The organism is Rodentibacter caecimuris (genome assembly GCF_001019715.1).
GTDB lineage: Bacteria > Pseudomonadota > Gammaproteobacteria > Enterobacterales > Pasteurellaceae > Rodentibacter > Rodentibacter caecimuris.
The window spans coordinates 233,814-248,178 of the sequence record NZ_BBXJ01000001.1; the positions used below are offsets into that span (position 1 = coordinate 233,814).

Annotated in this window: 16 protein-coding genes; 2 read left to right on the forward strand and 14 right to left on the reverse strand. The window is 39.2% G+C overall.

Translation table 11 applies throughout. The features are described 5' to 3' along the window. Positions 1 to 30: 30 nt before the first annotated feature. Genes modC through modA form a run of 3 tightly spaced genes read right to left on the reverse strand, consistent with a single transcriptional unit; the run spans position 31 to position 2,647 of the window. Positions 31 to 1,086 (reverse strand): molybdenum ABC transporter ATP-binding protein ModC, encoded by a 1,056-nt coding sequence (modC, locus tag PNEUHYL_RS01100; RefSeq protein WP_059365427.1) that lies wholly within the window; start codon positions 1,084 to 1,086, stop codon positions 31 to 33. Then, on the reverse strand, positions 1,073 to 1,801 hold the full coding sequence (gene modB, locus PNEUHYL_RS01105; RefSeq protein WP_059365428.1) for a molybdate ABC transporter permease subunit: 729 nt from the start codon (positions 1,799 to 1,801) through the stop codon (positions 1,073 to 1,075). Before modB ends, modC begins: the two co-directional genes overlap by 14 nt. A gap of 39 nt (positions 1,802 to 1,840) precedes the next feature. Then, positions 1,841 to 2,647, reverse strand: coding sequence for a molybdate ABC transporter substrate-binding protein (gene modA / locus PNEUHYL_RS01110; RefSeq protein WP_059365429.1), 807 nt, complete (start codon positions 2,645 to 2,647; stop codon positions 1,841 to 1,843). A 122-nt stretch (positions 2,648 to 2,769) separates the two neighbouring features. Between modA and PNEUHYL_RS01115 the strand changes: the two genes are divergently transcribed. Beyond that, positions 2,770 to 3,537, forward strand: coding sequence for a TOBE domain-containing protein (locus PNEUHYL_RS01115; protein WP_059365430.1), 768 nt, complete (start codon positions 2,770 to 2,772; stop codon positions 3,535 to 3,537). A 42-nt stretch (positions 3,538 to 3,579) separates the two neighbouring features. Here the strand turns inward: PNEUHYL_RS01115 and PNEUHYL_RS01120 are convergent, their stop codons facing one another. The 7 genes from PNEUHYL_RS01120 to sstT all read right to left on the reverse strand — a co-directional run bounded on the left by PNEUHYL_RS01120 (position 3,580) and on the right by sstT (position 9,670). Further along, positions 3,580 to 4,587, reverse strand: coding sequence for a DUF1266 domain-containing protein (locus tag PNEUHYL_RS01120; RefSeq protein WP_059365431.1), 1,008 nt, complete (start codon positions 4,585 to 4,587; stop codon positions 3,580 to 3,582). Positions 4,588 to 4,702: 115 nt separating this feature from the next. Then, the gene (locus PNEUHYL_RS01125; RefSeq protein WP_143529654.1) at positions 4,703 to 5,110 is read right to left on the reverse strand and encodes a hypothetical protein; all 408 of its coding nucleotides are present in this window, start codon (positions 5,108 to 5,110) and stop codon (positions 4,703 to 4,705) included. Positions 5,111 to 5,649: 539 nt separating this feature from the next. After that, positions 5,650 to 6,228 carry a TorD/DmsD family molecular chaperone gene (locus PNEUHYL_RS01130; RefSeq protein WP_059365433.1) on the reverse strand — a complete coding sequence of 193 codons (579 nt, stop codon included), beginning with the start codon at positions 6,226 to 6,228 and terminating at the stop codon, positions 5,650 to 5,652. Then, entirely contained in the window at positions 6,225 to 6,836 is a 612-nt protein-coding gene (locus PNEUHYL_RS01135; protein WP_059365434.1) for an NAD(P)H-dependent oxidoreductase, read from the reverse strand. The genes PNEUHYL_RS01130 and PNEUHYL_RS01135 overlap by 4 nt, the downstream gene beginning before the upstream one ends. After that, positions 6,833 to 7,291, reverse strand: a complete 459-nt coding sequence (locus PNEUHYL_RS01140; protein WP_059365435.1) for an NfeD family protein — start codon at positions 7,289 to 7,291, stop codon at positions 6,833 to 6,835. The genes PNEUHYL_RS01135 and PNEUHYL_RS01140 overlap by 4 nt, the downstream gene beginning before the upstream one ends. 64 nt (positions 7,292 to 7,355) lie before the next feature. Continuing rightward, a complete protein-coding gene (locus PNEUHYL_RS01145) occupies positions 7,356 to 8,270 on the reverse strand; it encodes an SPFH domain-containing protein (RefSeq protein ID WP_059365436.1) in 915 nt (304 codons plus the stop codon). A 155-nt stretch (positions 8,271 to 8,425) separates the two neighbouring features. Next, positions 8,426 to 9,670: a serine/threonine transporter SstT gene (gene sstT / locus PNEUHYL_RS01150; protein ID WP_059365437.1), complete on the reverse strand. Its 1,245-nt coding sequence runs from the start codon at positions 9,668 to 9,670 to the stop codon at positions 8,426 to 8,428. A gap of 261 nt (positions 9,671 to 9,931) precedes the next feature. Between sstT and PNEUHYL_RS01155 the strand changes: the two genes are divergently transcribed. Then, entirely contained in the window at positions 9,932 to 10,375 is a 444-nt protein-coding gene (locus tag PNEUHYL_RS01155; RefSeq protein WP_110890493.1) for a LexA family protein, read from the forward strand. 223 nt (positions 10,376 to 10,598) lie between these two features. On the opposite strand, the gene lpxM is transcribed toward PNEUHYL_RS01155, so the two are convergent. From lpxM to aroC, 4 genes are read right to left on the reverse strand one after another with little or no spacing between them, the layout of a single operon-like run. Next, on the reverse strand, positions 10,599 to 11,552 hold the full coding sequence (gene lpxM / locus PNEUHYL_RS01160; protein ID WP_059365439.1) for a lauroyl-Kdo(2)-lipid IV(A) myristoyltransferase: 954 nt from the start codon (positions 11,550 to 11,552) through the stop codon (positions 10,599 to 10,601). A 36-nt stretch (positions 11,553 to 11,588) separates the two neighbouring features. After that, positions 11,589 to 12,356 carry a TSUP family transporter gene (locus PNEUHYL_RS01165; protein ID WP_059365440.1) on the reverse strand — a complete coding sequence of 256 codons (768 nt, stop codon included), beginning with the start codon at positions 12,354 to 12,356 and terminating at the stop codon, positions 11,589 to 11,591. A gap of 27 nt (positions 12,357 to 12,383) precedes the next feature. Beyond that, positions 12,384 to 13,244, reverse strand: a complete 861-nt coding sequence (mepA, locus tag PNEUHYL_RS01170; RefSeq protein ID WP_059365441.1) for a penicillin-insensitive murein endopeptidase — start codon at positions 13,242 to 13,244, stop codon at positions 12,384 to 12,386. Positions 13,245 to 13,285: 41 nt separating this feature from the next. Further along, positions 13,286 to 14,359, reverse strand: a complete 1,074-nt coding sequence (gene aroC / locus PNEUHYL_RS01175) for a chorismate synthase (RefSeq protein ID WP_059365442.1) — start codon at positions 14,357 to 14,359, stop codon at positions 13,286 to 13,288. Positions 14,360 to 14,365: the final 6 nt, after the last annotated feature.

Genomic DNA, 14,365 nt, shown 5'->3' on the forward strand with positions numbered 1-14,365 from the left:
TTATAGCTTATAATCTTATGGAATATCATTTTAAACAACGGATACCGCTTTAATTTGTACATAAACATTCATACCAACCGTAAAGCGTAATTCATTTTGTGCCCATTTACTGATACTTGCCCAAATCTTATGCCCTTCGACTAATAGTGCAATATCGACGCGTGAATCCTGTATATCAATTTGTGCAATTTGCCCCTGTAAAATATTGCGAATACTGGTTTGTTGCGATTTCTGTAAGGCGATTGAAACATCAGAACTATAAATACAAATCCGTACAAGCTCCCCCACCTCCGTATTGACTTGATTAATCCAAAGTGATTGTTCGCCAAGTGAAAGTGCGGTCATTTTATAAGGCGGATTGTGTAAATGCACAGGTAAAGCTAAAACACTACTCTGCTCATTTTCCTCTTTCCATGGTGCAAAAATAGAACTGTTCCAAATTCGTTCCACAGAATCATAGGTTTTTACTTTTCCGTTTTCCATTAATACCACGAGATCCGCAAGTCGTAATAATTCATCTAAACTATGCGTAACATACAAAATAGGAATATTAATTTCTTGAGAAAGTCGCTCCAAATACTGCATTAATTCCCGCTTACGCGGCATATCTAAGGCTGAAAGCGGTTCATCCATCAACAATATTTCCGGATCTGTCAGCAAAGCCCGACCAATAGCAACACGCTGCTTTTCACCACCGGAAAGCGTGAGCGGATAGCGTTTTAATAAATGTCTGATACCAAGCAACTCAACAATGTAATCAAAATCCTCTTTCTGTATATTTTTCATCCCATAACATAAATTGCCTTTCACGTTATAGTGAGGAAACAAACGGGCATCTTGAAATACATAGCCAATTTTTCTTTGGTGAACCGCTATATTTACTTGAGTTTCAATATCCACTAAAGTGCGGTCATTTAACCGGATAAATCCTTCATCAGGTTGAATTAATCCGGCCACAAGATTAATTAAAGAGGTTTTACCTGAACCGGATAAACCGAAAACGGCAGTTACCCCTTGTTCAGGAATTGATAAATTCACTTGTAAGGCAAGTTGCCCCAACTGTTTTTTTACATTAATTTGCAACATTTCCCCGCCCTAATTTTTTCTGCATATATTTGCTTAACCACTCCGAAGCAAGCAATGAAATTAATGAAAGGATAATGGCGAATACACATAAACGGGCTGCTTGCGCCTCTGCTCCTGGCGTTTGAATAAAAGAGTACATGGCAAGAGGAATGGTTTGGGTCTCACCTGCAATATTAGAGACAAAAGTAATGGTCGCACCAAACTCCCCTAATGAACGGGCGAAACCTAATATTAATCCGGCTAATACTCCCGGTAGTGAAAGGGGAAAAGTGATCGAAAAAAATACACGCCATGGAGAAGCCCCCAAAGTTTGCGCCGCCTGTTCAAACCGAACATCAATACTTTCAAGGGAAAGACGAATCGCCCGAACGACTAAAGGAAAAGCCACCACCGCCGAAGCAAGTACCGCCCCTTTCCAACTAAACCCAAAAGATAACCCAAACCATTGATATAGATACTGTCCGATAAATCCATTTCGCCCCATTGCTACCAACAATACATACCCAATGACAACCGGCGGTAACACTAAAGGTAAATGAATAATGCCACTCACTAAGGACTTACCATAAAAATTTTTACGCGCCAACAACCATGCTACAAAGATCGCAAGGGGTAAGCTCCAACACATGGCACTAAATGCCACACTTAAGCTCAAGCGAATTGCATCCGTTTCTAACGGACTAAGGTTAAATAGGGAAAGAAATTGAGTGAGCAAACTGCCTATCCTTATAACATTAATATCTTGCTTAACATTTTAACAAAAGGGGAAAAAACTTACCCTTTCTTTAGTTTGATTTATTTCACGGAAAAAACCGTAGCTTTCCAGCACATTTTTCGCTGCTTCAGAATTGAGATATGTTAAGAAATCACGGGAATCCGAATGATCATGGCCTTTCAAAATCGCCATAGGATAAACCACCGGTTTATAACTCTCTAATGGAAATATCCCTACAGTTTTCACCTTTTGGCTCACTTTCGCATCTGTGCTATACACAATACCATAAGGCGTTTCAGCTCTTTCAACTAACGCTAACGCACCACGCACATCTTTAGCCCGAGCCAAGCGAGCTTTCACTTTATCCCACAGATTTAATTTGATTAAAGCTTCTTCCGCATATTGCCCTGCAGGAACATGTGCCGGATCCCCCACTGATAAATAACTATCTTTTAATGCTTCAATCCACTCGCCTTTAGCAATATCAATCTTTTCGATCGCACTTTTTGTCGGAGCAATCAAGACCAATTTATTTCCCGCCAATACTTTTTCCGACTCTTTCACCGTTAAATCCTTCTCAGAAAGATATTTCATCCATTTATTACTGGCTGAAATAAAAATATCTGCCGGAGCGCCTTCTTCCACTTGTTTTGCTAAGGTTGAAGAGGAAGCAAAAGAAAATACCACTTCATTTTTAGGGTTTTGTTTCGCATAATCTGCTGCGACCTGCTGTAACGCATCCGTCATTGAGGCTGCGGCAAACACGGTAACTTTCGCCGAAGCAGCCAAAGAAAGGCCAAAACCGAAAATAAAAAGTGCGATTGAAATTTGAGTTGATTTTTTCATCATTTCTCCTATGTCAAATAACGTTATTTACTTTATTATATATCGAAATAAAGAATAGCGATACGTAAAAATGTGGTTTTATCATAAAATATATAACGCTCTATTGTTATGAAGGAATCCCTATGAAAAATACTGAAATTTTACTCACAATAAAACTGCAACAAATGCTCTTTATTGATCCCAAGCGGGTTCGCTTACTCAAAGAAATTCAACAATGCGGTTCAATTAATCAAGCGGCAAAAAATGCGAAAGTCAGTTACAAAAGTGCGTGGGACCATCTTGAAGCAATGAATAAGCTCAGCCCCTCCCCTTTACTGAAACGCAATACGGGAGGAAAAAATGGCGGCGGTACAAGTTTAACAAGCTATGCAGAACGTTTACTGCAACTTTACGATCTACTAGAGAAAACCCAAGAGCATGCCTTCAAAATTTTGCAAGATGAATCCGTACCGCTTGATAGTCTGCTTACCGCCACTGCACGTTTTTCCTTACAAAGTAGTGCACGGAATCAACTCTTTGGCAAGGTTGCACGCCAACGAATGATGGATACCCGCTGTATTGTTGATGTAAACGTAGAGGGATTGCCAATCCCCTTACAAGTATCAATTACCACAAAAAGTGCTTCACGTTTAAAATTAATGACAGAAAAAGAAGTGATGCTGATGTGTAAAGCACCTTGGGTGAAAATGACGAAACAGCCTTTGGAAAATCAGGCAAATCAATTTCCCGTTAACATAAAATCAATCAATGAAGAGGAAGCTATTTTAGTTTTTGATGATAGCGGAATGGAATTTTGTGCAACAATCACCCAACCAAACCAATGGAAAATTGATCAACAAATTTGGTTGCATATCGATCCGGAACAAATTATTTTGGCGACATTAGAATAAGCTCTAGTGAGAAAAACGGCTGAATATCAGCCGTTTGTTTTTTTAGTTTTCCCCTACCGGAAGTGAATCGAAATAAGCTCTTAATTCATCCAGCGATGTGCCGGCAAGAGGACTATGCTGCTGGGAGAGATATTGAGAAACCGCATAAACACGTTCTTTTAACATATTATACGCAAAACTTGGTTTTGCATTTTCTAACCAATCTAAGTAACTAACCAGATAGGAATATCCCAACTCTTGCCAGTTTGCATAGTTTGCAGCCGTAAACGCTGCTACGTTACGCGAAATAGCACGTAACTCTTCCGCTTCAATGTAACCAGCAACATAGCTATGACGAGCTACCCAGATAGTGCGAACCAAATCAAAACCAGAAACGTTGATTTTTTCAGCGTCCATATCTTTATTGTCAAAGCCCAGTTCAACAATAGATTGAATTAAATCCTCAGCATTCGAATAAGCCATTAATGACATTTCCGCTCCCTCCACTGCACCATCCCATAGAGCTGCAATCTGTTCCCTTGCCTCTTCCGAACTGTTAATATCCCAAGAATTCGAAAGTGAAGATTTTACCGTTGATTCTGCTTCGTTATAAATCCCATAGAAATCGTTCAGAGCGAAAGAATCACCATATTGCACGCTCAGTTCACGGCGATGAAGCGGATTATTTTTTAATTCTGCTAAAGACTCTTTGTCATCATGTAAAATCAATGAACTTTCATAAAAACCATCAATTAAAAATGCATATTTTTCTTCGTCATTTTGTAATGGAGCTTTGGGTTCCAGTAGGATCAATAAACCAAAAAACGGTTCACCTACACTCTGATTAGCGGACTGAAAAACCACCCAGCCCGTAAACATTTTTACTAAACCATAGATCACCAAAACACTACTTAAGATCCATAAAATCCATTTATTTTCAATGGAAGAAAAATAGTTTAAAAACTCGTTAATAATTAAACCTCCACCAATCACAACGGAAACTAATCCCTTTAGTAGTGAAGCTGTCCCTTTTTTTAAATCCTGAAATTTTAATTTTTTAGCGATACTCATAATTTCCTCATTTAATTGATAGTAAACAAAAAACCTCAAAAATTATACGAAACAAAATAAAGTATTTCTAGTGTGATTGAAGTATTTATAAAAAATAATAATGACCTATCCTTAATCACCCTCCAAATCGTTTTTTTAGACTACGCATAGCAGAATCTACAACCTCTTCATGTTTATCATTCGCTAATTTTTCTAAAATATGCTTAGGACATTTTGCATTAATTGCTACCCTCATACGTACGGTATAATCTTTATCATTTGATAGTAATTCAAAGGTTTCAAGTAAAATTCGGCGTTTTTCAGCCACCATACATCGAACATCAGAATCTTTACTATATGCTAATTTTGCTAATACCGCAGGAGAAACTAAATATTGAACAACGATATATTCCAAATCAGGGTATTTTTCAATAACATCCAGCCAAATCTGCTCATCTTCAACTCTTGGGAAATAAGGAGAACCCATTTCTTCATCCAAAACCATCTTAAACTCTTCTGCTGTTTCTATTATTATTATTCTCATCAATGTTTTCCTTTTTGTTTACAAAATTATTAATATTAATAATTACACTCTTTCATCAATTTAACTCTAAACCCTTATTAGTCGTATAAATTAATTCTTAGGCAAAATTTATATAAAAAATAGCCTCACGGCTCCCAAGAAAAAGTAGATAAAATGAAAAAAACAATCAAAACAAAATAAGCACATCAAAAATAAAATAACTTTCTGAACCATTAAAGTATTTTCTTAATATCGCTTTTCGTAATTTAGGATAAAGCACATACCACTGAATATAAAAACCGAAAGTAGCAAAAATAGTCAAAATAAATGCAGAGAAGGGATTAAAAATGCAGCGCCACCAAAACCAACTAGAGATAAAATGAAAATAAAAAGACTACCTAAAGGAAAGCTTAGTGTAAAAAGCACTAGTGCATAACCAATATAATATTCTCCGATAAATAATGGTTCTCCACTTAAATGAGCATGCTCAATGGCACGATATAGTAAAAATATAATGACTACACACCAACAAAATAAAGGAAAATAAGAGAATATCTTTTTTAGTCTATATCACCATATCTGTTATGTTCCTCTAACTCATCCGCCATTGCAGCCAAAATTTCTCGCGTTAAATACGCTAAAGAGCGATAAAACGGTAAGGTAGCATAGGTTTCTATTTGAGTTAAAAATTTCGCTGCACAAGGCAATAAGAAAGCTTCAAATAGGGTTCGTTGCGCAGAAATGGAATCAACATTATCTTCTAACCAAGAAGCCGTTAGCAAAAGTAACGCAAAATGATCCGCACTTTCCAGTTCCGGCATACTGCGCTCATCACGAAAAGCGATAAAATCCGCTAAATCAATATCATAAGCTGAAATCGCTGTGGCAACATGACCTTCTGTACCAAACAATTTTTGATATTCTTGATTTAACAAGGTGAGATCGATTTTTAACTGAAGATTATCTAACGCAGCTTGACTTTCTTTATCCGCATCTAATGCCCACACTTGGTTTAAGCCTTTTTGTTGCAACCAATCAAAAACACCGGCAAGCACCGGATCTGTCGGAGCACGATAAAATAAGTTGCCGAATAAACGGCTAATTAAAGAAAAATTATTTAGTGTTTTTTCTGTAGTCATACTGCTTTTCCATTTAAAAGTGCGGTTAATTTTTCCAATGTTTTTTGCTCAACAACATCAAGCATTGTACGACGTGCTTCATCATCAATTAAATGAATATCACCAAATAGCTCATAGGTTACCTTTTCAATACCGCAATAATTAAATAAACCGTTCACTAAACAATGATCCAAGGATTTATCAATACCAAATTCTTTATACTTATCAACATTGCTACCAAGTGTGATGAATTGCTGCATTTGTTTCCCTTTAAGCAAACCAACGGATTCTCCATTTTCTGTTTTGTAAGCAAAACCATGACTTAATACCCGATCCAGATAACCTTTTAAAAGCGCTGGAAATCCCATCCACCAAAGGGGATAAACAAGCGTAATTAAATCGGCTTGGCGAATAAGATCGTGTTCATATTTGACTTCCTCGGGAATGATGCCGCTATTCACTGCTTGTAATTCTTCAAAAGAGATTATCGGATTAAAATCCATGGTATAGAGATTACGGAATTGGGTTTCTACCCCAAGCATTTGACTGGTTTTCGCCACACAATCCGCCACTGCACGCCCAAAGCTACCTTTAGAATTAGGATGCGCAAAAATAATAAGATGATTCATTCTGTTATTACCTTTTCCACAATAAGCGTGATACCCTCTACACGCACCACTTTGACAAGATCATTCACCATAAGACGTTCCCCTTGAATGCGCCAAGTCGTATCGTCAAATGCCCCTCTGCCAATACCGTTTGCCGCAATTTCCCGCACGGTTCCCTGTTTACCGAGCATAGCGTGATCCCTTTGATTTAATGTACTTTGAGCCTGATCCCGATTGTCTTTATTATATTGATAGCGCCACCAAATCACCGACAAAATACACGCCAAAACCGCATAAAAAATTGCCAATCCTGTTAAGGCAAAATTCGGAAAAATAAATTGCACAAGTGCAGTCACTAAAGCGGCCAATCCCCACCAAAGCAAAAACACACCAGGGATGATCACTTCAGCAATCAGTAAAACAAAACCGAGTACCAACCAATGCCATAATGACCACGAGGTTAACCATTCTGTCATATTGCCTCCTTTGATAGAAAAAGTGCGGTCAATTTTAACCGCACTTTGAAAAAATTAAATGCCTTTAGGCTTTGTTATCGCCTTTTAATAATTCTGCAATACCTGCCACAGAACCAATTAAGTTGCCCGCCTCTAATGGCATTAATACCACCTTGCTATTTTTTGAACCGCCAATTTCTTTTAGTGCTTCCGTGTATTTTTGGGCAATGAAGTAATTGATTGCTTTCGTATCACCACTTGCGATGGCTTCAGATACCATTTGTGTTGCTTTCGCTTCCGCCTCTGCCGCACGCTCACGGGCTTCCGCTTGCAAGAAAGCTTCTTGGCGTTCCCCTTCGGCTTTTAAAATACGTGCTTGTTTTTCCCCTTCCGCACGTAAAATTTCCGCTTGTCGAATCCCCTCTGCTTCCAATACTTCCGCACGTTTATTACGTTCAGCTTTCATTTGAGCATTCATAGAATCAATCAATTCACGTGGCGGACGAACATCACGAATTTCAATACGGGTTACTTTGATCCCCCACGGATTCGTTGCTTCATCAACAATAGCGAGCAAACGGCTATTAATAGAATCACGTTGCGATAACATTTCGTCCAACTCCATCGATCCGAGTACAGTACGAATATTCGTCATGGTTAAATTAATAATCGCCTGTTCAAGATGATTAACCTCATAAGCTGCGCTGCGTGCATCAATCACTTGAACAAAACATACCGCATCAATGGCAACATTAGCGTTATCTTTAGAAATAACCTCTTGTGATGGAATATCTAATACTTGTTCCATCATATTAATTTTGCGACCGACACGATCCACAAAAGGCACAACGATATTTAAACCGGGCATTAATGTTCGCGTGTAGCGCCCAAAACGTTCAATCGTCCAGTTATATCCCTGTGGAACAGTTTTAATAGTTGAAAATAAAATAACAATAATGAGTACAAGAAACACTAATGTTGCTAGGGTTAATCCATCCATTCTGACGTCCTCTATTCGGTTTTAAACGAAAAAAGTCTATCAAATTAGACCACACTTTGTATAGCGAAATATAAGGAATATGGCAGTTTTGTTTTTTATCGGCAATACAGGTAAAAAACAAAAAGCGGGCTTTCGCCCGCTTTAACATCAGTGAGTTATGCGTTGTTTTTTCGTTCTTCTTCCATACATACCGCAGCGGTAAATAAAACGTCGGTTGATGAATTCAGCGCGGTTTCAGTTGAATCTTGCAAAATACCGATCACAAAACCGACACCAATCATTTGCGCCGCCACATCGTCAGAAATACCAAATAAGCTACAAGCTAACGGGATCAGTAATAATGAACCGCCGGCAACCCCTGAAGCGCCGCAAGCGCAAAGTGCAGCAACCACACTTAATACCACGGCGCTGATAAAGGATACTTCTATACCAAGCGTATATACAGCCGCTAAAGTTAATACCGTAATGGTAATCGCTGCCCCCGCCATATTAATGTTTGCACCAAGCGGAATCGCGACGGAATAGGTTTCTTCATCAAGATTTAAACGTTTTGCCAAATTGATATTCACCGGAATATTTGCCGCTGAGCTACGGGTGAAAAATGCGGTTACACCACTTTCACGCACACAAGTCCAAACTAATGGATACGGATTTTGGCGAGTTTTCCAATAAACTAAAATAGGATTAAGCACAAATGCAGTAAAGAGCATGACACCAATTAAGACGGCTAATAAATGGAAATAACCACTTAAGGCCTTTAAGCCTTTATCAGATAAGGTTTCCGCCACTAAACCAAATACCCCCAGAGGTGCAAATGAAATAATGACGTGGACGATTTTAGAGATACCTTCTGCAAAATCCGCTACCACTTGTTTTGTTACCTCAGAGGCATAACGAAGTGCTAACCCCAAACCGATAGACCAAGCCAATACACCAATAAAGTTTGCTTTAAAGATCGCATTGAGTGGATTATCCACGACATTAAGCACTAAAGTTAATAATACTTGGGAGACCGATTGTGGCGCAGAAGTAACATCTTCTTTCACTGATAATGCCACTTCCGAAGGAAAAAGCATACTGGCAATCACTGCGGCGAATGCAGCTAAGAAAGTGCCTAAAAGGTAAAGCACAATAATTTCTTTCATATTGCTTTTCGAACCGACTTTTTTATTGGCTAACGCCGCCATAACAAGGAAGAAAATTAAAATCGGTGCGACCGCACGTAGTGCTTTAACAAAAATCTGTCCCAATATTCCAACACTTGCTGCCAGTTCAAATCCTAATGTTTGTTCAATACTTGGGTTCACTAGTGCAACAAGGATTCCGAGTACAAGACCAACTGCAATTCGCTTTACCAAATTGCCTTGAAAAAGAAAATAAAATAAACGTGATACATTCATAATAAAGCTTAAATAAAATTAAGGTTAAACTTCAGATCATTACTGATCCCCATAGGCTAGCTAAAGATAACTTAAATTTCTTCTAAAAGAAATGTTTTCTTACTCTTTTATGACACTTTAACCGTTTTCAAATATTCACTATATTTTTTCTAACATTTTGCTTTATAGAAAATTTTTCCATTCCCACATTGACAGACTGTATGTAATAACAGTATATTAATAACTGTATAAATAACCACTCAATTCAAAGGAAACAAGATGATGAACCGCACAGATATGATTGCTCAAAATGATATGGCATTTTCTTATCATCCTATGCCGTTTTTTAATGATGTTGGGGAAAGATTCACATTTAGTAAAAAGCTTGATTTGAACCTCTACTGTATCAAGCGCCCTCAGCAAACCTGCTTTATCCGTGTAACGAATCCGAACATGTTGGCTTGGGGAATTGAACAGGGTGATATGTTAATCGTCGAAAAAAATGAACAACTTTGTAGCGGCGATCTTGTTGTATTAAAAAGCGGAAGCGAATTTCATATATATGAGTTCATCACCTATGACGATGAGTTTGTCTTTATGGCACTAGACTCAAAAATGCAGAATATAAAAACAAAAAACTGGGCAAACTTACCCCTTGTCGGAACCGTAACCAATACCATTCATCAAATTCAATCAAAGCGCAATACGTTAAAATTTGCAGCTTAATCAGAAACAAAAAAGTGCGGTTAAAATTGACCGCACTTTAATTAAACTCCGGTATTATGTAGCAGTTGCACAAACTTGGATTTTATCTCATAGCTAGGGCGGCATACCGGTGTCCATAAAAAATCAAATAATTTCAAAAATTTGTATGGTGAACGCCAGCGTGGCGTCCCTGCATTTTCTTTAAATTGCGCATTTGCTACATGATGCCGTTAAACGCCAATGGTTAATCATAAAGATCTTCACCATCTTTACGTGTTCTTAATAATTGTAAAATCCAAACATATTGTTCAGGACTCGGCGTAACAAAGGATTCAATCTCTTTATTCATTGCTCGGGCTGATTGCAATTCTTCGCTAAGGTTCATTGCCGGGTGAATTTCCATTTCATACTTACCGCTTTCCGAGTTATAACGAGGGAACATTGGGATTACCACAGCCTTTGCGAGTTTAGCCATTTTATTTAGGCCCGGTAAAGTTGCCTTATAAGTACCAAAAAAATCTACAAAGATGCTTTGCTCTGCACCAAAATCTTCATCCGGCAAGTAATATCCCATTTCTCCTTTGCGAATATCATTCAAAAAAGCCTTAATACCATTTTGACGGGCATGCATTTTTCCCCCAAAACGCTGGCGGGTTATTGTCCAAAGCCAGTCCACTAAAGGATTACGATGCGGGTTATACATGGAAGTCATTGGCATTCCATGAGTATGTAAAATAATGCCGGAAGCATCAATCGCCCAACCGTGCGGTACCATTAAAATAATGTTATAGCCCTCTGCTTTGGCTTTTTGGATATGCTCAATACCAATAAATTTACTACGTTGTTGTAGATGTTTTTTAGAACGTAGTGCAATCTCTCCAATACCAAACATCACCTGCGCAACGACTGCAAACATTTTATCAATCACTTGTTCACGCTGTTGTTCTGTCCAATCAGGGAAACAATAGCTCAAGTTAATTTGAGCCCGTTTTCGCTGCTTTCTTGCTTTATATCCAATCCATACACCTAATTTTGCCGCAAATTTATCACGCAAACGAAACGGTATAAATGCCAATAAAAGTAAAAAGAAAATACCGAGCCAAATGCCCCAGTATTTCGGTTTTAAATATGACCACGAAAAGTGAGGCTCATAGCCCACACGTGCGGTTAAACGTAAATTTTGTTGAGAATCTGTCATAATCACTAAAAAAACAATGGCGGAATTGACCGCACTTTAAGAACTAAACCATCCTTGATCGTATGCCATTTTTGCTGTCATTAATAACGACATCACGACTACCATAGGGCGAATAAGCGTTTTTCCTTTTGTCATAACCATTCTCGCCCCGACATTTGCACCCAAAATACTCCCAACCATCATTACAATACCTATAGTCCATGAAATTTGCCCGCCAACGAAAAATAACATAAAAGACGCAAGGTTTGAGGTAAAGTTCATCACTTTCGCATGTGCTGTCGCTTTCGCAATATTGAAACCCAATAACATCACACAAGCCAAGCTCATTATAGAGCCGGTTCCCGGCCCGAAAAAACCATCATAAAATCCTAAAAATGGGCCAATCAACACACCAAAAACAATATAAGTGAAACGTTGTTTACGATCTCCATCACCCAATTTAGGCGTAAAGAGAAAATACAGTCCAATCGCTAAAATTAAGAATGGCAAAATTTTCTTAAACACAGCCGCATCAAGCCATTGAATTAAGATTGTGCCTAAGGCCGAACCAAGAAAAACACAAACTAAAATAAACCAAAATTCCCGTAAATTGACCGCTCTTTTACGTAAAAAATAGAGACTGGCAGAAAATGCGCCTCCCATTGCCTGCAATTTATTTGTCCCCAGTGCAACCGCAGGCGGAATCCCCGTCATTAGCAAAGCAGGAATAGTAATCAAGCCGCCCCCGCCGGCAATCGCATCAATAAATGCCGCCACAAATGCCACTATAAATAAAATTGCTAGAATGTTTGTGCCCAATTCCACTTTGTCTTCCCCATATTAAATTCCGTTTTATTCTAACCATTCACTTCGATTCGGTGAATTCAACACTTGTTGGCATAGGAAAGGCTCAGGAGGAATCACTTTCAGTTTGCTTGCTCCCGTATTCGGTTTTACCGGTTCAAACCAAGAATACAGTTCATCACCACAACCGTCTCCTGCTGGAACGGGAGATTGATTTTCACAATATGCCGCATCAGCCGGACATTTTAAACGAACATGAAAGTGTGAGTCATGCCCAAACCAAGGGCGAATTTTGTGTAACCAGCCACGATCATTGCTTGCCGTTTGACATAACTTTAGTTTAATTGCCGGATTCACGAAAATACGGGTCACGCTATGATCCTGAGCGGCAAGTTTAATCAGTGTAGCATGATTGTTATGCCATATACGCTCATCGACACGCTGTGCTTTTCTATCAACCACTAACAAGCCTTTTCCATCTGAATTTAATGCATCTACATCCGACATATCACCCATGCGTAACCAAATATCCGCATCCAATCCCATCTGATGACTTGCATGTCCGGTCAAGAAACGTCCTCCTCCCGGCATCGCAATATCACCAACAAGCATTGTCGGTAATCCCTCAGCTTTCACTCTTTCGCCCAAACGCTTAAGGTAGTGAATCATCTCCGGATGTCCATAATAGCGGTTGCGATTCATACGGATCACTTGATAACCGTCACCTTTTGCCGGTAAAGCTTTGGCTCCGATAATACAACCGTTGGAATAGCTTCCGATTGGCTGCGCGTTTCCGCTCTCACTTGGGATCGGACGCTTAATTTTTTGCCAATCTTGAGGGGAAGCCTGAACTGATAGAGAAAAAAGTGCGGTCAAAACAACCGCTGTTTTTAATATTATTTTATTCATTTTTTAGCTTTTGATTTGTGTAGGAACAAACAAGGAAATGTTTATCGACACTGCGCTTTAAAACGCAATAAATGATCCAATAATACGATCGCAACCATGGCTTCCGCAATCGGCACAGCACGAATCCCCACACAGGGATCATGACGACCTTTGGTTATCACTTCCACTGCTTCACCGGCAAGATTCACAGAACGCCCCGGAATAGTAATACTTGAGGTAGGCTTTAGAGCAATTGTTGCAATAATCGGCTGACCGGAACTAATACCGCCTAAAATTCCACCTGCATGATTACTTTCAAAACCCGTTGGTGTCATTTCGTCTCGATGTTGGCTACCGCGCTGTTCCACCACTGCAAAACCATCACCAATTTCAACCCCTTTTACAGCATTAATGCTCATTAAGGCATGAGCAAGATCCGCATCAAGGCGATCAAACACCGGTTCGCCTAGTCCTAACGGTACATTTTCAGCAATCACGGTGAGCTTCGCCCCAATGGAATCCCCTTCTTTTTTGAGTTCTCGGATCAATTCATCAAATTTTTCAACCGCACTTTCATCGGGGCAAAAAAAAGGATTACTCTCCACTTTTTCCCAATCAATCTTCCCCACTGTTTGCTGAGCAATTTTTACATCGCCGATTTGACTTAAAAAACCGCGTACTTCAACGCCGAATTGTTCCCGTAAATATTTTTTCGCAATCGCCCCGGCTGCAACCCTCATAGCCGTTTCACGTGCGGAAGAACGTCCACCGCCACGATAATCACGAATGCCGTATTTTTGTTGGTAGGTAAAATCCGCATGTCCGGGACGGAAGCGATCTTTAATTTCACCATAATCTTGAGAACGTTGATCGCCATTTTTGATAATCATGCCGATACTCGTTCCCGTAGTTTTTCCCTCAAATACACCGGATAAAATTTGAATTTCATCCGCTTCACGACGAGGGGTGGTATAACGTGAAGTACCCGGTTTACGGCGGTCTAAATCCGGCTGAATATCCGCTTCGGACAATGCCATATTGGGCGGGACACCGTCCACAATACAACCAAGTGCAATACCATGTGATTCACCAAAGGTTGTCACACGGAAAAGTTGTCCTATTGTATTACCTGCCATATTTTA